The 19,550-nt window shown below is 42.5% G+C and carries 17 protein-coding genes; 4 read left to right on the forward strand and 13 right to left on the reverse strand.

The features are described 5' to 3' along the window. From JEZ96_RS13595 to JEZ96_RS13625, 7 genes are read right to left on the reverse strand one after another with little or no spacing between them, the layout of a single operon-like run. Nucleotides 1-810 carry a DUF1365 domain-containing protein gene (locus JEZ96_RS13595; RefSeq protein ID WP_128090276.1) on the reverse strand — a complete coding sequence of 270 codons (810 nt, stop codon included), beginning with the start codon at nucleotides 808-810 and terminating at the stop codon, nucleotides 1-3. Beyond that, on the reverse strand, nucleotides 807-2,057 hold the full coding sequence (locus JEZ96_RS13600; RefSeq protein ID WP_011919692.1) for an NAD(P)/FAD-dependent oxidoreductase: 1,251 nt from the start codon (nucleotides 2,055-2,057) through the stop codon (nucleotides 807-809). Before JEZ96_RS13600 ends, JEZ96_RS13595 begins: the two co-directional genes overlap by 4 nt. Continuing rightward, the gene (locus JEZ96_RS13605) at nucleotides 2,054-2,881 is read right to left on the reverse strand and encodes an SDR family NAD(P)-dependent oxidoreductase (protein WP_128090275.1); all 828 of its coding nucleotides are present in this window, start codon (nucleotides 2,879-2,881) and stop codon (nucleotides 2,054-2,056) included. Before JEZ96_RS13605 ends, JEZ96_RS13600 begins: the two co-directional genes overlap by 4 nt. Then, nucleotides 2,881-3,318 carry a nuclear transport factor 2 family protein gene (locus JEZ96_RS13610; protein ID WP_011919694.1) on the reverse strand — a complete coding sequence of 146 codons (438 nt, stop codon included), beginning with the start codon at nucleotides 3,316-3,318 and terminating at the stop codon, nucleotides 2,881-2,883. Before JEZ96_RS13610 ends, JEZ96_RS13605 begins: the two co-directional genes overlap by 1 nt. A gap of 25 nt (nucleotides 3,319-3,343) precedes the next feature. Further along, nucleotides 3,344-4,804 (reverse strand): deoxyribodipyrimidine photo-lyase, encoded by a 1,461-nt coding sequence (phrB, locus tag JEZ96_RS13615; protein ID WP_061783218.1) that lies wholly within the window; start codon nucleotides 4,802-4,804, stop codon nucleotides 3,344-3,346. A 58-nt stretch (nucleotides 4,805-4,862) separates the two neighbouring features. Continuing rightward, nucleotides 4,863-5,843: a MerR family transcriptional regulator gene (locus JEZ96_RS13620; protein ID WP_011788646.1), complete on the reverse strand. Its 981-nt coding sequence runs from the start codon at nucleotides 5,841-5,843 to the stop codon at nucleotides 4,863-4,865. 42 nt (nucleotides 5,844-5,885) lie between these two features. Further along, nucleotides 5,886-6,839 carry a YbgA family protein gene (locus tag JEZ96_RS13625; protein ID WP_014611035.1) on the reverse strand — a complete coding sequence of 318 codons (954 nt, stop codon included), beginning with the start codon at nucleotides 6,837-6,839 and terminating at the stop codon, nucleotides 5,886-5,888. A gap of 183 nt (nucleotides 6,840-7,022) precedes the next feature. Here JEZ96_RS13625 and JEZ96_RS13630 point away from each other — a divergent pair, with 183 nt between their 5' ends. Next, complete coding sequence (locus JEZ96_RS13630; protein ID WP_011788644.1) at nucleotides 7,023-7,526, forward strand: hypothetical protein; 504 nt, start codon at nucleotides 7,023-7,025, stop codon at nucleotides 7,524-7,526. 108 nt (nucleotides 7,527-7,634) lie between these two features. Here JEZ96_RS13630 and JEZ96_RS13635 read toward each other — a convergent pair whose 3' ends face one another. Continuing rightward, nucleotides 7,635-8,876: a DEAD/DEAH box helicase gene (locus JEZ96_RS13635; RefSeq protein ID WP_025008733.1), complete on the reverse strand. Its 1,242-nt coding sequence runs from the start codon at nucleotides 8,874-8,876 to the stop codon at nucleotides 7,635-7,637. Between the two features lie 309 nt (nucleotides 8,877-9,185). Between JEZ96_RS13635 and JEZ96_RS13640 the strand changes: the two genes are divergently transcribed. Beyond that, nucleotides 9,186-11,618, forward strand: a complete 2,433-nt coding sequence (locus tag JEZ96_RS13640) for a Lon protease family protein (protein WP_025008732.1) — start codon at nucleotides 9,186-9,188, stop codon at nucleotides 11,616-11,618. 90 nt (nucleotides 11,619-11,708) lie between these two features. Here JEZ96_RS13640 and JEZ96_RS13645 read toward each other — a convergent pair whose 3' ends face one another. Beyond that, nucleotides 11,709-12,776, reverse strand: coding sequence for an alkene reductase (locus JEZ96_RS13645; RefSeq protein ID WP_061782796.1), 1,068 nt, complete (start codon nucleotides 12,774-12,776; stop codon nucleotides 11,709-11,711). Between the two features lie 133 nt (nucleotides 12,777-12,909). Here JEZ96_RS13645 and JEZ96_RS13650 point away from each other — a divergent pair, with 133 nt between their 5' ends. Next, nucleotides 12,910-13,491, forward strand: a complete 582-nt coding sequence (locus JEZ96_RS13650) for a TetR/AcrR family transcriptional regulator (RefSeq protein ID WP_011788640.1) — start codon at nucleotides 12,910-12,912, stop codon at nucleotides 13,489-13,491. A gap of 67 nt (nucleotides 13,492-13,558) precedes the next feature. On the opposite strand, the gene JEZ96_RS13655 is transcribed toward JEZ96_RS13650, so the two are convergent. Beyond that, on the reverse strand, nucleotides 13,559-13,783 hold the full coding sequence (locus JEZ96_RS13655) for a TIGR02922 family protein (RefSeq protein WP_014611040.1): 225 nt from the start codon (nucleotides 13,781-13,783) through the stop codon (nucleotides 13,559-13,561). Nucleotides 13,784-14,117: 334 nt separating this feature from the next. Continuing rightward, nucleotides 14,118-15,686 (reverse strand): methyl-accepting chemotaxis protein, encoded by a 1,569-nt coding sequence (locus tag JEZ96_RS13660; protein WP_025008730.1) that lies wholly within the window; start codon nucleotides 15,684-15,686, stop codon nucleotides 14,118-14,120. Nucleotides 15,687-16,107: 421 nt separating this feature from the next. Here JEZ96_RS13660 and JEZ96_RS13665 point away from each other — a divergent pair, with 421 nt between their 5' ends. Then, nucleotides 16,108-16,830: a YebC/PmpR family DNA-binding transcriptional regulator gene (locus JEZ96_RS13665; RefSeq protein ID WP_198779812.1), complete on the forward strand. Its 723-nt coding sequence runs from the start codon at nucleotides 16,108-16,110 to the stop codon at nucleotides 16,828-16,830. A 93-nt stretch (nucleotides 16,831-16,923) separates the two neighbouring features. On the opposite strand, the gene hpf is transcribed toward JEZ96_RS13665, so the two are convergent. After that, nucleotides 16,924-17,280, reverse strand: a complete 357-nt coding sequence (gene hpf / locus JEZ96_RS13670) for a ribosome hibernation-promoting factor, HPF/YfiA family (protein ID WP_011788636.1) — start codon at nucleotides 17,278-17,280, stop codon at nucleotides 16,924-16,926. Nucleotides 17,281-17,521: 241 nt separating this feature from the next. Beyond that, nucleotides 17,522-19,090 carry a methyl-accepting chemotaxis protein gene (locus JEZ96_RS13675; protein ID WP_025008729.1) on the reverse strand — a complete coding sequence of 523 codons (1,569 nt, stop codon included), beginning with the start codon at nucleotides 19,088-19,090 and terminating at the stop codon, nucleotides 17,522-17,524. Nucleotides 19,091-19,550 lie beyond the last annotated feature (460 nt).

Genomic DNA, 19,550 nt, shown 5'->3' on the forward strand with positions numbered 1-19,550 from the left:
TTATCTCTCCACCTGAGCTGGATGCGGCACAAAGGGCACACGTTTGAAAAAGAGTTTTAATGCTTGCCAATAAATACCGAAGAAGATCTTTAGTGTCATAAAAGGAAAGTGGAATAAAAATGAACGCAGATTGACCGCATTAATTGGCTGGCGTTTCATTACAAGAGAAGCATTAAAGAGCTTTTTCCCCTCTTGATTGCCAATCACCTTAGGTATTGAATTATTCTCAATACCTATATTTAAATGTTCCGTCGGTGCTGAGACATGCCAAACATAACGCATATCCAATGTCATAAAAGGCGAAACATGGAACACCTTATCCGATGGCTGCGGCGCAGTTAAATCCACTAAATAACAATGACGTTGGTTCCAAGGGGTATTACTCACCTCAGCCAACATATATAAAGGCTTTTGATTTTGATAACAAAAATAAAAATTAACCGGGCTAAAATACACACCAAAATGGCGAATTTGCCCAACAAACATCACTCGGTCACATAACTTATCCGCCCCTAGCTCGGCAACTTGGCTAAGCACACGAGCTTTAAGTGACGCAGTGCTCAAATCTGTGATTTGCTGTTCGCGGGTTTCACCCGTTTTAGCTGTAAAAGAAATAAGATAATCTTTTGGATTAAATCTCAATAAAGCACGGCGCTGACTGGCAAATATTCGCCCCATCGCACTGATGTTATCAACCTCATCCAAATCAATCGCAAGCAATGCCATTTCATAGCTGAAATTATGCTTGATGGGTGTAAAACGACTGTGGAATACAGTGCCGTAATAAATACCACTGCTAAGCGTCGTCATAGTTCCACTCCGAAGTGTGCACACACATCAAGGGCACTACGAACGCCATCTTCATGGAAACCATTGTGCCAATAAGCGCCAGCAAAATGGGTATGATTGTGGCCTGAAATCTCCTCACGCCGAGCTTGTGCCTTGAGACTGGCCTCATTAAATACGGGGTGAGCGTAGGTGAAACGGCGCAATACTTTAGCCTCATCAATCAATTCTGACTGATTCAAAGTGATGCAGAACGTCGGCGCATTAGCAGGCAACTGTTGCAGAATATTCATATTGTAAGTGACTGATGCGGGGCGCTTTAAATCACCATCTAAGCGATAGTTCCAGCTAGCCCAAGCAGCTTTACGTTGAGGTAAAATGCGTGTGTCTGTATGTAGCACAACATCGTTATCTTGATATTGCAAATCACCGAGAACGGCCTTCTCAGTCGATGTAGGATCCATAAGCATCCTAAGTGCTTGATCACTATGGCAGGCTAAAATAACTTCATCAAACTCAAGCCACTCACCTTTAACGAGCAATCTCACTCCATCGTGTTGCCGTTCAATCGCACTAACAGGGGAGTTTAAGTGAATACTCTCTTTAAACGGGGCAATTAAATCAGGAATATAACTACGAGAACCGCCTTCAAGCACATACCATTGAGGTCTATCACTGACATTTAATAATCCGTGATGTTCAAAGAAGCGAATAAAAAACCTCAGTGAAAATGCTCGCATATCTTCAATACTTGAAGACCAAATCGCCGCTCCCATAGGTAAAATATAATGCTCAGCAAAAAAAGGCGAAAAATGTTCTCGCTCTAAAAAATCCCCCAAATTTCCCTCGGGATATTTATCTTGCTGATAAATCGCTTTGCAACTTTTATTAAAGCGTAAAATTTCTCTTAAAAAAGTCCAAAAACGAGGGTTAAAAATATTCCGCTTTTGAGCAAATAAACTACTAAAGTGATGACCATTATACTCAAGTCCTGTCAGCGTATTGTGCACACTAAAACTCATTTCTGTCGGTAATATCTTTACCTTAAGACGAGCCAATAAACGCTCAAAACGAGGATAAGTTCTGTCGTTAAATACGATAAAACCAGTATCAATAGCGTAATTTTGTCCCTGATGATGAATATCGACAGTGGCGGTGTGACCACCAATATAGTCATTGGCTTCAAATACTGTCACTTTATGTGACTCACTCAATAAATGGCCACAGGTTAAACCTGAGATACCAGTGCCAACAATAGCGATATTTTTCATAGACTCGGATCCTTAAGTGGCTTGGTATTGGTAGCCATCATCTTTTGCCATAAAAAAGCAGGTAAAAATGACAATAGTTTCAGTAAATAAGTAAAACGCCTTGGAAAATGAATCTCACGCTGACCACGTTTTAATCCGCGGCGTATAGCCCTAGAAGCGGCTTCAACAGTCACTTGCATCGGCATGGGGAAATTATTTTTAGCCGTTAATGGGGTTGCCACAAAACCTGGGCAAATCAAACTCACCCCAATGCCAAACTGAGTTAAATCCATCGCTAAACTTGAGGCTAAATACTGTACGCCAGCTTTAGAGGCGCCATAGGCTTCGGCACGGGGAAAAGGTAAGTAAATCGCGCTCGAACTCATTAACCCAATACGTGAACCTTTTGGCATCAAAGGTAAAAACGCACCAAGGCAATATCCCATCGCAATCAGATTGGTATGAATAACACGCTCGAATAATGCATCATCAAACGCTTTGGCATCATCGATATATTCACAGCTCCCCGCATTTAAAATCACTAAATCGAGTTGGCAATGTTTTTGGATTAATAACTGGCTTAAGTCTTTCGCGGCTTGCTGAACTTGCTCGCGCTGCGATATATCAAACACGATAATCGAGGCGCCTAAAAGCTCAACTAATGCCAATGCATCCAGACGTTGCCGATCGCGACCACAGGCAATAACATGCCAACCCTGCTGTAAGTAATCCTGCGCTAGTTGCAATCCAATCCCTGAAGTTACCCCAGTAATAAGCACAGTTTTGTGCTGTGCCGGTTTGATAGCGCTAGATTGATCGACAGGACGATAATTAACACTGTCCATTACTTTGCCGCCCTATCTTTAAGTAAGCGAATTAGCCCTCCCATGCAAGGCAAGTGCTCGTATAGCATTTGCCCGAGGTCGAAGTAATCTCGGTGGAAAAAGATTTTCTCATTGAATCTCAGTTGGCTCATACCATCGACAAAAATAGTTTCCCCCTTATTTAACTTGGGGTGGGAATACTGCATTTGCCAAAATAGTGAGGCCTGAGAGTTATTCTGTTGTACTTCTTTAATATCAAACTGAATATGCTGAATATTTTTATATAACTTAGCAAAGTACTGAGTTAATGCAGGTAAACCGATAATCTGATGCATAGGATCGGCAAATATAATCTTGTCATCGTAAACTCGCTCGAGCAAATGCAGATTGTCTTTATTTAATGCTTGATATAGCTGAATAAAATTGTCAACAAGTGTATTTGCATTTACTTCAGTCATCGCTGTATTACTCCAGAACCCAAATTTATAAGGCAGAAGCCTTTTTCAATACGCCGAGCACACTTAATGCTCTAACCCTTGCTTCGGTGTGATCCACTATGGCACTCGGATAAGCGGCTTGTTCGGCAAATAATGGCTGTTTAAACAATAAAGGAGTCTTAGCGGTATTGGGTTGATGCAGTTGCTTTATTCCCCAAGATGCCAGCTCTGGTAAGTATTTACGGATAAAGCTGCCATCTGGATCAAACTTTTCACTCTGGCTCATTGGATTAAAAATACGGAAATAAGGTTGGGCATCACATCCACATCCAGCAGACCATTGCCAGCCACCATTATTAGCCGCTAAGTCACCATCAATGAGTTTTTGGCGGAAATAGCGCTCACCCCAACGCCAATCAATTAACAAATGTTTGGTTAAGAAACTGGCGACCACCATACGCAGGCGATTGTGCATCCAACCTGTTTGATTAAGCTGACGCATAGCTGCATCAACAATAGGATAACCAGTTCGTCCCTCGCACCAAGCCTTAAACTCTTCAATATTATTACGCCACTGAACTTGGTCTGCTTGACGATTAAAATTATAATTTTTAGATAAGTCTGGAAATGCGACTAATAAATGACGATAAAACTCACGCCAGACAAGCTCATTAAGCCAAGTTCGGCCAAGGCTTGTATCATCCACGATCACCTCAGGAAAACGCTGTAATAATGCGGCAACACATTGGCGTGCACTGAGCACGCCAATCGCCAAATAAGGAGAAATACAACTCGTCCCATCTAGGGCCGGAAAATCACGATCCTGTTTATAATCTTGCACTTTTTGCTGTACAAAATCGCACAGCAAACGCTTAGCTTGCCCTTCTCCCGCGCCCCATTGTTCGCTCGATACTTTATTCACGGCTAAATTTAACGCTTTAGGTTCTGGTAAAACGGGCCCAAGTGGTGCGGGAACTCCGAGTGGCAAAATGGCATGACGGGCGGCAATTTCTCGCCACTTTCGACTAAAAGGGGTAAAAACTCGATACATTTCACCCGATAAGTTCAACACTGTGCCTAGCGCGAGCAAACAATGTTCATCAGTTAACAACAGCGGCACACCCGCATCAATGCATGCCTGATCGCGAACTCGTTCGTTTATCTCTGGCTCTGAGCCAGCAAACACCCTTGTAATATTGTGCTGCTGACAATAATCAAGCATAAATTGTGGGATATCCGCAAAACGCTCTAATTGAATTAACTCAAACTGAATACCTAAACATCCAAGCCCTTTCGCAAGCAGATTAATATGACGTTCAATAAAATCTAATTGAATAGGCGCTACATCATGGCATGCCCACTGGATGGGAGTTGCAATATATATAGCCCTAAGCGCAGTACCTTGCGCCCTTGCCCAATCGCAAGCCGCTGTTAATGCTTGATTATCGGCAAGTCTTAAATCTTGACGAAACCACATCAGTGTATCGCCTACATTTGACGTAGCCATTTGTTCTTTAAGTGATATCACTGTTATCTCCACTCATATTTTTAATACCGCCTTTTACTTATACACCCTGCTGCAGATTGACCGTTTGATGCCGAGTCGAAGCCTGCGATTTAGGTGACACAGAATCAATCAACGCCGCTACCGTTGGCATAGCAAATGTGGATAACGAGGTATACATGGGGGCAAAGGGTCCAATGACACAGCATGGGAAAGCCATTTGTTTTAGGGTATCGAGTATTTCAGCCTGCTCAGAACCGGAATGACTAGCATCAGGAATAACTAAAAGTGCATCGACTTTGAGCCTGCCATTTAAGAGCGCTAAATTCCCAATAACCTGCTCACCAAGATCAATAACCGACACTCGTAACGCCGCTAATTCAAGTAACAAAATGAGTGAAAATAGGGTATTAGTCCGTATTGCATTTGCTGATAACTGTGTATTACGGCAGAGTGTTATTACAACAACTCTTGCCGTATGTGCTTGCCCTGCAAGCACAAAACGTCCGCCTGTCCGACTAAGTAATTCACTCTTTAGCCATGCGGTCACTAACTCAGCATCGAGCCGTTCGACTAGTAAACTATCAATATGACTCAGCCAAGGATTCAATAACTTATCTTTGACTAAATGAAACGGGTATAAGCCGATTGCTTCATCCAATATCTGGTGTAACTTATGTTGATTAAATGCCAACAGTGCAGCCGTCAAGGCTGCAATTTGTTCAGTCCAAATATCAGTCACTTCTGTTTGAGTGGCTTCTAAGGGCAAAGATTTCGCGGCACTCAACAGCAAAGGTTTCACTTTACTAATCGCGACCCCTTTAGCCAACCAAGCATTGATCTCATGAATTTCTTTAATATTTTCTGCCGTGTATAACCTGTGTCCCTTGGGAGTTCGTTCCGGGATCACTAAACCAAAACGGCGCTGCCATGCCCTTAATGTCACCGCATTAACCCCTGTAATTGAAGATACTTCCCCGATTGGGAGTAAGACTTCATCTCGGTATTCTGCATCAGGCATGGACGGTTGATCTTCTTTCATCTTAATCACTTATTTGGTTAAACAATTGCTTGCGACCATAAATTAATATGCGTAACGCAGTTTTAACGCCTCAGGATGAGGATTCAAATACACTTGGTCTTCAATATAGGGGGTTGGAAACTCCCGCAGATAATGATTTATCAAGGTAATAGGCACCAATAATGGCAAGAGGCCTTGTCGATATTTCATAATCGCTTCAGATAGTTCTGTCTTTTGCTCTTTGCTCAAATGCTTTTTAAAATAACCTTGAATATGCTGTAACGTGCTGGTGTGATTCTTACGGGTCGCATTAATTTTAAGTGCCGTCATAAAGCCTTCAAAATAGCGAGTCGCACTGGTTTCAAGATCATCAATATTGGCAATAATAGGTCCTAGCTCGCGATACCATTTAGGGCTGTGGGCCATGAGCAGATATTTATAACGGGAGTGAAACTTAACCAATTTATGCTTAGTTAATCCTTCGTGCTTCATTTGGTGCCAATCGTGATAGGCATAAACGCGGGTAAAAAAGTTTTCCCGTAATACCATATCGTGTAAGCGCCCCTCCTCCTCCACGGGTAGTAATGGATAACGCTCCATTAACTTGCGAGCAAACACACCGATACCCGATTTTGTGCCGTTATTCGTGCCTATTTTGTACTCAGTCACCCGTTCCATACCGCATGTAGGCGATTTAGCACAGAGCAAGTATCCCCCTAAAAAATCTAGCTCTTGTACTTTGCTTTCACTGTAAGCATTCAGTCTGTCGGTGACATCTAAGCTACCATCGCCGCTTTGAACAAGTATGGTTTCACCATCACGCACTAAACGTATGCTTTTACGAGGTGCACCTAGACCAATCGCCATCTCAGGACAAATGGGAACATAATCAAAAAAATTTTTAATCTCTTGATTACAATAGGAAGAATTTTTGTGCCCCCCATCGAAGCGAACTTTTTCACCCAATAGACAAGCACTGATCCCAATCTGAATTCGCTGCGGGTTAAACTTATACATAATCTGACTCCTTGTATAACTATGACTTACATTACGGACCAGAGTTGTACAAAGATCAAGTTTTTGTACAAATATTTATAAGTAACAGTGAAATTAACTAAACGATGATTTTGCGCATTTGGCCTCAATATTGCTTAAAAATAACCCGACATTTGACACAGCAATCAAAGGAGCCACACAAAAATGATCGTTACTCACCCTAATACCTTCACAGCCGTTACGCTCGCTCAGGTCAAGTCAAGCCAGAATCAGTTTGAAGATGCACTTGTATCGGCCACCACAGCTTCAGCAACGGTATTATCAACTCAAGATAAAGTGACCTTGTCCTCTACTGGGACCACTGCACAACCTGCTGATACTTATAGTCATTTAGCATCCAATGCTAAACAGAGTTATACAAGTAATGTGCAAAACATAGCGGGAACAAAAGAACCTGAAAAAGACACCAATCGTTTAGATGAAGCCATGCAAGCTATTCTAGATAGACGTACAGGTCTCGATAGGGAAAAACTGAAGAAAATAGAAGAAGAAATGGAGAGAATTGCCGCTGACGAAAATCTATCAGAAGAAGAAAAATCTAAGCAAATAGAGCTACTTCAAGCCCAAAAAGTAGAACTCATTAAAGAATCAACGGAAAAAAATGAAGAGCGACAACGCAATAACCAAGCTGAAGTTCATTACAGTTGATACGCTAAATACTGAGGTTAGCAAATAAACCATTGCCCAACCCCAAGGCTATTGCGCTCACAAGTGAGTCCCTAAAGGCTTGTTTGGCATTGTTAATCCAATGGCGACTCACCGAGAGGGCTTTTTACTGCCAAAGGCTCGTTTTTTGGCACGTTGTTTTTGTGCCGCTTTACCGTTACGCCTGGGTTCAGGTTCCATCTTATTAAAATCTGGCTCAAAACCGGGATACCATTGTTGCGGCAAGCGCTTATCAAGCACAACTTCGACTTCTTCTAGTAATAATGTATCTTCTTGGCTAAACAGCGTGATAGCAAGGCCTGCACTCCCCGCTCGCCCCGTACGGCCGATACGGTGAATATAGTCTTCAGCAATAAAGGGCAATTCAAAATTAATCACATATTTTAATTCAACAATATCTAGCCCACGGGCAGCAACATCGGTGGCCACTAACACCTGAATATTACCCAGTTTAAATGCTTGTAATACTTTTTCCCGTGCGCCTTGGGACAAATCACCATGGAAGGCATGAGTGACAATACTCAGTTTATTTAACTGCTGTACAAGTCTATCAACACCTTGCTTAGTACGACTAAAAATAAGCACTTGGTGCCAATGATTCGAACGAATCAAGTGACTAACAAACTCAGTTTTACGATCGCTATCAATGGCATACACTCGTTGTTCAACCTGTGCTGCGGTCGTATTACGTTTAGTCACTTCGATTAATTTAGGCTCACGTAGTAAAGATTTACTCAACTCAAATATCGCATCATCTAAGGTGGCAGAAAAAAGTAGCGTTTGTCTGTCCTTAGGCACTTTTTTAAGCACTGCATTAATTTCATCCATAAACCCCATATCAAGCATACGGTCGGCTTCATCGAAAACTAATGTACTGAGTTGATTAAGGTTTAATACTCCTTGACGAAGATGATCGAGCAATCGCCCTGGGGTTGCAATTAGCACATCAATACCTGTTTTAAATACATCGACCTGCGCATCAATACTCACGCCGCCATAGGCTATACCTATACGAATATCTGTATTTTTAGCATATTTAACAAAGCTTTGATGTACTTGTACCGCTAACTCACGTGTTGGTACTAACACTAATGCTTGTACGGTTTTTACCCTCTCAGCCTTCTGTTCTACATTTTTAGCCATAAGCAGATGCAAAATAGGGAGTGCAAATGCAGCCGTTTTACCCGTACCTGTCTGTGCGCCGGCCATCACATCTTGTTTGGCTAAAATGACTGGAATTGCTTCCGATTGAATGGGTGTGGGTAACGAGTAACCCAGTTCGGTTATGGTATTCACTAGAGTGGCATTTAAAGATAAGGAACTGAAAGACATTGGAAATCACCAAATAACATCATGGCATTAATGTTAGCAGATACGACATAGTCGCGCCTAGACGCAAAAGCAAAGCATTCCTCCAATGCAATCGACATTAACCACACGAGCAACTGTCATAGCCTCAATAATAGGTCACCACCGATGGAAGTAATGTATAAATAGGGTATCAAGATTGACTTCACTGAGACGCGAATACCAGCGAGGCAGAAGCTACAACTTATTAATATTTTACAGAGTATTGATTGACAAAAATGCTATCTTATTGTCTACAATGGAAATATTAAGGCTGAAACACCAAGGATATTTATGCCCACTGACCACTCATTTCAGATCAAGCCGAGCCAAGCAGCACCATTAACCAGTCAACAACTGTACCGTAAATGTGATCTCAAAGAATTAAGCACCGACTGTCAATCAACCGCAGAACTGACACCACTGGATGATATTGTCGGCCAAGAACGCGCTCAACAAGCCGTTGAGTTCGCTATGGGAATAAAGGAAAAGGGCTACAATATCTACGCTATCGGTCAAAATGGCTTAGGTAAACGCACTATGATGCTACGTTACCTCAATCGACATGAGCCAAGTGAGCACAGCCTATACGATTGGTGCTATGTGGTAAATTTTGATGATACCCGCAGCCCTAAAGTGCTAAAACTCGCTGCAGGATCTGGGCTAGAGTTTAAAAAAGCCATCGAAAAATTGATGCTTAAGTTGGTCAAAGCGCTTCCTTTAGCCTTTGATAATGAAATGTATTATGCCCGTGCTGAAAAACTTAAAAGCCAACTGGCACAAAAGCAAGAAGCGGCGCTCACCGAATTAAGCGAAGAAGCCAAACAAAAGGGAATTAGCCTTAGCTTAACCTTACAGGGTGACTATCAAATGATCGCCCTAAACGGCGAAGAACCCCATGATGAACACTCCTTTACGGCATTAACTGAAACAGAACGCAATCAATTTGAAAGTAATATCAATGGACTCGAAGTCAAATTGCGCAACATCATCCGCCAAAATACTGAGTGGGAAGAAGAATTTAGTGACACTCAACAAGAACATGATGAACAAGTTGCAAAAGATGTACTGATCCACTTTTTTAAACCCCTTAAGGATAAATATAAACATCAACCTGAAGTGCGTGCATTTTTAACCGGTATGCAGGCAGATATTTTAGATAACCTGGATATCTTTTTAGAAGAAAGTGAAGAACAACTCGCCCTCGCCTATGCTTCACTCGAAAAGAAAATGCCACGTCGCTACCAAGTCAACGTACTGGTTTGCCAAGGCGCACAAAAATTTCCGATCGTGGTTGAAGAAAGCCCGAGTTATCACAGCTTATTTGGTTATGTCGAAAATGCGACCTTCAGGGGCACTGTATTTACCGATTTTTCCCTCATCCGCTCAGGCAGTTTACATAAGGCCAATGGTGGCGTGCTATTGATGGACGCGGTAAAAGTATTAGAGCGTCCCTATGTCTGGGATGGTCTTAAACGCGCCCTACGTTCGCGTAAACTCGATTTAAGCTCATTAGAACGTGAAGTGTCGCTATCGGGTACAATATCGCTGGCACCTGAACCTATCCCCTTAGATGTCAAAATCATCCTATTTGGTGATCATGAAACCTACCAACTCTTACAACACTATGATCCAGATTTTAGTGAATTATTTAGAGTTACCGCTGATTTTGAAGATGTGATGGACAGAACCGATGCCTCTGAAGCCCATTATGCCCGCTTCATTTCCAGCATAGTCCACGATAACAATATGCTGCACTGTGATAGAAGCGCTATCGCACGGATCATCGAATACAGTTCCCGTGAAGCAGAAGATCAACAAAAACTCTCGTTGCATTCAGCGAACATTGCCAATCTGCTCCGTGAATCAAACTATTGTGCAAAATCGGCGGGTAGCAAGCAAATTAGTGCGCCTGATGTAGAGCAAGCACTTCGCAACCAAGAGCAGAGGGTTTCACGCCTACACGACAACATAATGCAAAGCTTTATTAATGGTACAACATTAATTAACACCCAAGGTGACGTTATTGGTCAGATCAATGCCTTATCCGTTATTTCCACCTCTGACCATCAATTTGGTATGCCTAATCGTATTACCGCGACAACGGCTTTTGGTAAAGGTGAAGTGTTAGACATTGAGCACAGAGTCAAACTGGGTGGGCGGATCCATTCTAAGGGAGTGTTGATCTTAACCGCTTATTTAGCTTCGGTTTTAGGCAAGACGGCACAAATCCCCTTAACCACATACCTCACCTTTGAGCAATCCTATAGTGGCGTTGATGGGGACAGTGCCTCTATGGCCGAATGCTGCGCTATTATCTCTGCCATCAGTGAACTGCCTATCAGGCAAGATATTGCGATCACAGGTTCGATGAATCAATTTGGAGAAGCCCAACCCATTGGTGGTGTTAATGAGAAAATTGAAGGGTTTTTCGATGTCTGTAAAATAAAGGGCCGCTTATCGAGCCAAGGCGTGATTATTCCCGCATCAAATATTGCCAATCTTATGCTGCGTAAAGATATTGTCGATGCCGTTGAACAGGGTGAATTCCATATTTGGGCGATAACCCATGTCACTCAAGCGATGGCACTGTTACTCGGCAAAAATGCAGGTAGCTTCTTGCAGCAAGAACCATCACCAAACCAAGAGCAATATTCACCTGAGAGCATTTTTGGTATAGCACAACAAAAACTCACCACACTAAGAATGTTGAGTAAAGCCGATTAAAGTCTAAGCTTTTTAAGCCGAGAATGAAGTGATAAAAAAGGGTTGGCCAATGGCTAACCCTTTGTCTTTAAATACTCTCACGGACAAAATTTATACTAATGTTGCCAGCATTTCATCGCTGTAAGGGACAAGTTCAAGCCCATCACGAACACGAGCGATATAGTCAGGGTTTGCAATAAAGGGGCGACCAATAGCAATCAAATCAAACTTGTCTGCCGCAATAGCCTCACTTGCTGTTTCAGCACTATAACTCCCTACTCCTACTAAAGTTTTGCCATAATGTGCTCGCACATAACTAGAAGCTCGGCCACCTAAATAGTCAAATTCCATACAGTCATCAAAGATCCCAATATGTACAAAAGCGATATCACGCGTTTCTAATTCTGGCAGTAAGTAGTCGAAGACGGCGCGATCGCGGCTATCGGTCGCCATATTGAAATAGGCTCCAGGAGAAAGGCGTAACCCCGTTCTGTCCTTACCAATGCGTGCAATGATCGCGTCTACGACTTCAAGCGCAAAACGCGACATTTTTTCAGGTGTACCACCATATTCATCCGTGCGACGGTTGCTGTCATGGTGTAAGAAAGCATCAATCAAGTAGCCATTGGCACCATGAATTTCCACACCATCAAATCCTGCTTCGATAGCATTTTCAGCGGCTTTTGCGTAATCGCGTACTAATCCTTGAATATCTTCAAGTGTCGCTGGTTTTGGTGTGACATAGGTTAGCTCACGCATTCTTGGCACAGAGCCTTCAATCTTCTGTGCAGAAGGGGCAAGTACATCTCCGCCACCAAAAAAGTGCGGATGCGCTACTCGACCCGTGTGCCATAGCTGCACAAAAATTTTACCGCCCTTGGCATGTACCGCATCGGTCACTTTGCGCCAACCGGCAATTTGCGACTGGGTAAAAATACCTGGAGTATTGGGATAGCCTTGACCATCTGGGCGGATAATAGTGGCTTCGGTGATGATCAATCCTGCATCAGCCCGGCGAGCATAGTAAGCGACCATTTCGGCGGTAGGCACAAGTTCAGCATCTGCCATACAACGGGTTAACGGCGCCATTAAGATGCGGTTATTTAAAGTAATGGTTTCATTAAGCTGGTAGGTTTCAAACAGGTTTTCCAATCGATTGGGTGAAGATTGTATGCTCATTATTCCGGCCTTATTCTTGAATGTGCATTCAAGATATTATTATTTGAATGAACATTCAAGTTCATTTTTGAATGTTTGTTCAAAACTAGGTAGAATCCGTCCTAAGTGTTTCTAGAGTAGTGAAATAAATTCGATGCGTAATGCCGAGTTCGACAGAGAACAAGTTCTTCGCGGTGCGATGACAGCCTTTATGCATAAAGGTTACACCAAAACAAGCATGCAGGATCTTACCCAAGCGACGGGCTTACATCCGGGCTCTATTTACTGTGCTTTCACCAACAAACGTGGATTACTTATTGCTGCCATCGAGCAGTATCAGCAGGATAGAAATTTACAATTTAATCATTTCTTTGCAAGCGGTCAGGATGTACTCGCTAATCTTAAACATTACTTAGATGAAATTGTTGTTGAATGTTTAAGCTGTGACAGTGGTCAAGCGTGCTTGCTTACCAAGGCATTGAATGAAATAGCGGAGCAAGATCATGAGATCCAAGGGATCATTAACCAATATTTACAATCTTGGCAACGTGCGCTCTCAGAGCAATTTGAGACTGCTCAAGAACAAAAAAAACTTAAAGGTGAACGTAATAGCGAGCAAAGAGCTCAATACCTGATGATGGGGATATATGGTCTTAGAACGTTTGCCCATACACATCCAGAAGCCAAAACCTTACAACAGCTCGCCAATCAACTCTTCATTGAAGTGTGTCAATAATCCATTGATTAAGGTCATCTTCATCCAGTTAATGTTGAAATGACATTAGCCTGAAGAACTCAGGTTATCAGCCAATATTCGCCTGTGCAAAAACACGTTCCCCCAAGGAGTTCAAAATCTTACACTCTCCTTCGAGTACGGCAATAATTGACTTTCCGTTGCGGAAACTGGCAGGGATCATCACACGACCAGACTCACTCAAAGATAAACCATTAAGTACCGCATTGTGCATAATCAACCCTACTGGTGCGTCATAATACAAAACGGTTACAGTCGCTTGTGTTGCTTGCATCACTTTTACTCGCATTAAGCAGCATCTACTGCTATTGACTAACGTGATAAGAGCATCCTTCAACTCTTAGAGTTGTAAAACATCTAAAAATACGTTTTACCATTTAAAATCAATTTACTAAGACCTAACAGTCAGTACCTAACCCTATGCCACTGTGAGTTGTTTGTGTTAGACCATCTTAGCGTCATTAATATTGTGCATTTTAAACATCGCAACAACAAAATACCAACATATTTACATACCATAAAGTCATTACGGGTAACTGATCACGTTTATAAAATATCCGATCCCGTTCCCGTTTAACATAAATAAACGGATACCTGACGAGATACCTTTATTTAGCTTTGAACCCTACCCTAAATCCGCCCCAGTGTTTCCCATTCACATAAATTGGCACAGACAAGTCGTGCATTACCTCCCCTGTATCCCGTTTATAGGTTTGTAATAACACAGGCTCAGTATGTGTACCACAGCGGATCCCCGTTGGATCGTTAAACAACCGTTTGGTTCGATTATGTACTATATCCATCTCTGCCCGGCCTGTAAGCGCTTGGCTAAAGCGTTTATTGTGTGTCGGAAAATAGCCTTTTTTATCTACAGCCCCAGCATAAATAATTTCACTGTGCTTCTCTAAAATAGGTTCTTGAATCCCAGGGAAATACTGATCGGTATAACGGTCAAAAGCCGTGCTATATTTCTGGGGTTTGGTATTTGCTATCGGTTGATATTGGGGATTGAATAAATCAGCCTCGCTAAAACTGCCATTTTCGATACCTTGAGCAAGTTTCTCTCCACAGGCTTTAGCAGCATCATTGGCCAATAATAAAACTTGCTGATCAAAGGTTTGTGTATCCCAATGAGACAATGCCTTAAAAATGCCCTCGGTTGTTAATGACAAGGTAAACGCCTGCTCTGACACTTTGTGGCTCTGCTTACCCGTGGAATTCAATGAGTCGCGGATCTGTGAGACGGAGCGACTAATCTCGTTTGTCGTATGATTGTATTGCTTTAGCGAGTCTTCCATCTCACCTAAAGCATGGGCTGAACGTGTCACAGATGTTGATATTTCGGTAAAGTGTTCGTCTAATTCCCCCATAGCAACCACCACGTCCGCGGTTTGAGAAACGACTCGCTCCATTAAACCAGAGGTTTTATCGGTCTCGCTGCGAATTTCTAATAACATCTTACCAATATCTTGGGTTGCAACTGCAGTTTTGCCCGCAAGGCTTCGGACTTCATCTGCTACCACTGCAAAACCTCGCCCCTGCTCTCCTGCTCTTGCTGCTTCAATGGCTGCATTTAGTGCAAGCAAATTGGTTTGCTCTGCTACGGAATTGATAACTTCAGTGATTTTTTGGATTTGTTCTGCTTTAGACTTCAAAGCCTGAACTTGTTCGGCAGCAGTATCAATGTCCGCACTAAGTGAATGAATGGACTCTACCCCTTTTTGCGCTTGGGTTCGGCCTTGCACACTAAATCGTTCAGCCTCCTGAGCCTGAACTAAAATATCAGCCGCATTATCCCCTAATTGAGCAGTGGTATGGCTTAATTGTTCTGCGGCTACCGCAATAGCACTGGCATGCTCACCATTTGATTCTATCGATTTATTTAGTAAATCAATAAAATGTGAAACCTCTGCCGAACCAATGGCTATTTTACTCGTTTGCACACTGATATCGTGCGCCGGTGTATTTTGCAATTTCAGCTTTTGAGCAATAAGTTCATCTAGCTGTGCTTGCGTGGCAGATGAACGTAACACAACCCACAAGACGAGGCCGCAAGCTAAGAAACCTAAAATAATAGCTTGCACAACATTAGGTATACCGAGTCCTGCAAGCAATAAGCTGCACAGCATGACCAGAATAAAACTGAGCGCAACCATAATTTTATGCTGTATTTCCATATATATAATCTCGCAAGGACACAAGGTGAAAAATGAAACGGCCAACGAAGAGACTTATCCAAGGGTCAAGCCATACTGTATTTTCATTTTAGAAAGTTTAATGGCTAAACTGGAAATAGACCGCATTTTAGGTTCGAGACAATAACGGTTAGTTTATCCCTATGATCAATTTAAGATATTCACTCTTAAGTAAAATCCAATCTGACTAAGGGTTATCATCAACAGTCTATCGACCTTATGGCGTTAGACATTAGTATGAAAAAGCCCATCTTGCACTCACGCCTTTAGAAAGGCTGTCACCCTAGCTGTTCAGAAATGCGTACTCCATCGTCTTCTGTACAATAAATCCCACATAGACGGCTGCACATCCATCAAGAAAACTGCTAATATCGGCGCAATTTTTTGAGCTAACGAGATCAAGATGGGCAGAGCATATCAAAATCGTAAAGAATCCATGGCGAAAACTGCAGGTCAGAAAACCCGCCTTTACTCACGCTACGGGAAAGAAATTTACGTTGTCGCTAAACAAGGTGGTGTAGAGCCTGATGGTAACTTATCACTACGCCGTTTAATTGAGCGTGCGAAGAAAGATCAAGTTCCGGCGCACGTTATCGAACGTGCTATCGAAAAAGCCAAAGGTGGTGGCGGTGAAGATTACGATACCGCCCGTTATGAAGGTTTTGGCCCTGGTAACTGTATGGTGATTGTGGATTGCCTAACCGATAACGCAAAACGAACCTTTACTGAAGTTCGTCAAGCCTTCGTCAAAAACGATGCTAAGCTCGGTGGCCCTGGTACTGTTGGCCATATGTTTGATCATTCTGCCGTATTTGTTTTCCCTGGCGATGATGAAGATGCCATTTTAGAAATCCTAATGATGGCCGATGTGGATGTTAGTGACGTTGAAGTCGAAGATGGCATGATCAGCGTATTTGCGCCACATACAGAGTTCTTCAAAGTGAAAACGGCACTGACCGATGCCATGCCAGACATTAACTTTGAAATCGAAAATATCACCTTCGTCCCACAAACCATGACAAAAGTGACAGGGGAAGATGTTGCAGTATTCGATAAGTTTATCGCTGCATTAGAAGATTGTGACGATGTGCAAAACGTCTATCACAATGCAGAAATTGAAGAGTAACCGCCTCTCGCCTGAAAACAAAACGCAGCCCTTTGGCTGCGTTTTTTATCATCAAGCTCTTTTAATTCAAGAGAAATTATCGCAGGTGAGTGCCTAACGTAAGTCCATCTCTTGGATAATTTCATGGGCTATCGCAGGCGTTGTGCAGCTAGGCGTTTCATGTAAATCGGCTTTAAGCTGACCTTTACGGTGTTTAAGTGCTGCATCTAACTTCTTGGCAGCCGCTTTAATTGCGGGATACATCACCTCATCGGTACCCGAAGCAGAAATGCGACTACCTTCATAATTTGTTCGAATTTCAACCTGAAACTCGCCATGTTCTTTCGCAATAATGATATCGAGCGCGATCAAACTAGGGAAATGAGTGGCGATTTTTGAAAACTTTTCGTTGACATGTTCTTTAACAGAATCAGTAACATCGACATGGTGACCAGAAAGATTTATTTTCATAGGTTGTCCCTTTATATTGTCATTACTTTTATTTTCGCTTCACTATTAGAGCTTGGGGCATGCAGGATAAAACACAAGCCCTATCGACAAATATTTAGACTAATGCAGATATTAGCGTCTTCTAAATGTGAGTTACATCAAAGAAACATCATGGGATAAGTGCAGAAAATAAAATCAAGCGGTTGATTTACATACAACTAACAATTTATAAATCAACCGCTAAGCTAATACCAAATCAGCCTCAATATTTACGTTGTACACTCTGTTGCCAAAACTGCTGGGATAAATGATGGGTTTTAGTGGATAAACGCGAGACTTGGTCGCCCCTCGCCGCTGCATCTTGGGTTTGTTGTAGACTCTGATGAGCTAAGTCACTGATGACATGAATTGCGCGACTGATCTCGGCAGCAACCGACGCCTGTTGGGTCATTGCTGCGGCATTATCATCGCTCAAAGAGTTGATCCGCGTAATCGATGACAATAACTCACCAAAAGCCACACTGGCATCCTCTGCAAGCGCAACGGACCGTTTGACCTGCTCTTGTCCTGCCATCATGGTGGACGTTGCTTTTTGGGTGCTGTCCCTAAATCGGCCTACAATCATTTCTATTTGTGAGGTTGACTGACTCGTACGGCTTGATAGTTGTCGTACTTCATCAGCAACAACAGCAAAACCACGACCACTCTCCCCAGCACGAGCCGCCTCAATCGCAGCATTAAGGGCTAATAGATTGGTTTGATCGGCAATAGCGCGGATCACTTCTAATACCTGATGAATGGCACGACTATCTTCTTCAATCGTTGCAACCACATCTGAAAAGTGGCTTACCTGTACACTCAATTGATGTATCGCATCGATTACCGTTTCAAGACGTGAATGTCCACGCTGAGCCGCCTGATGGCTAGATACCATTTCCGAAGCGGTACGATGAATATTGCCCGTCACTTCAGCAAAACTCGCACTCATTTGCTCCATTGCCGTGGCGGCTTGGGTCGTTTGTTCGCTCTGACTATCAGCATGTTCCCATGTATTAGTAATGGTTTGCTTTAAACTGACACTCTGCTGCTGAATTTCACTCGCTGAATCAGCCATTCGCCCGACCACACCACCAATTTCTGTGATTAAGAAGCGTAAAGCCAGATCCAGCTTACCGATTTCATCTTGACGCCCCGTATACACCCCCATAGCAACAGGATCATCAATAATATTTGTCGCAATAGAGACAAGATTATGTAGTGGCTTCATCAAAACAAACCAAGCAATAACCGCAAGTATCCCGCCACTAAAAGCCGCAAGTAATGGAGAATAACTGGCAACATAAGCGGTGATCATAATGGAGAAAAGCATCGCAGCCAGTATTTTCCCACTAAATCCTAACTTGTCTTTTTTCAAAGCTTTAGGTTTTTTACCTTGATTAATATCCTGATAAATACTCTCGGCAGCTTTAATCTGCTCAGGCGTCGCTTGGCGGCGAACAGATTGATATTCATGAATTTCACCATTCTCATATACAGGAGCAACGTAGGCATTAACCCAATAGTAATCGCCACTCTTAGTACGATTTTTAACTATCCCCATCCAGGGCTTGCCACTCTTTATCCGCTCCCAGAGCATCTTAAATGCCGCAGCAGGCATATCGGGATGACGCACGATATTATGGGGACTCCCCTGCAACTCATCGACGTTAAACTCACTGATATTTGAAAATGTCTGGTTAACATACTTAATGTTTCCCTTCAAATCCGTGGTAGAGAGTAAAATCGCATTATCAGACAGGTGTTTCTCACCTTTTGTAGGATGTGTTTGCATAGGGTTAAGGGTTGGCTCTCGGTAAAAATGTGAATGGCATTTTGCCAAAAGGAAAGTCAACCTACGTTGATTAAGCTCACAATGACAGTAGAAAAGTTAACCAAATGCTAAACAAGCATTAGCATAAAAACCAACAAGCACCTATAAAAACAAACAATTGTGACTTACCCCTCATTATCATCTCACTAGGCTTAATCAATATCACACTCTCCACTTTAGGTAAGACAAACCCAAAATAGACTCGGCGATATATCACAACTTTACACTTCAATCTAAATGATATCGTTTATCATTTGCACCAACTAAGTTATACTGCGCGACATTGAAATTTATATCATTCCCATTGTCACCAACACATTCGTAAGTAGACACACTATTTTTTGTGGGTGGCATGAAATCTAAAAAGTGGTTTGGATTGTGATGGGAAGTCATATCTGACCCAAATGGGCTAAAAATGAGA

The organism is Shewanella putrefaciens (genome assembly GCF_016406325.1).
Classification (GTDB): domain Bacteria; phylum Pseudomonadota; class Gammaproteobacteria; order Enterobacterales; family Shewanellaceae; genus Shewanella; species Shewanella putrefaciens.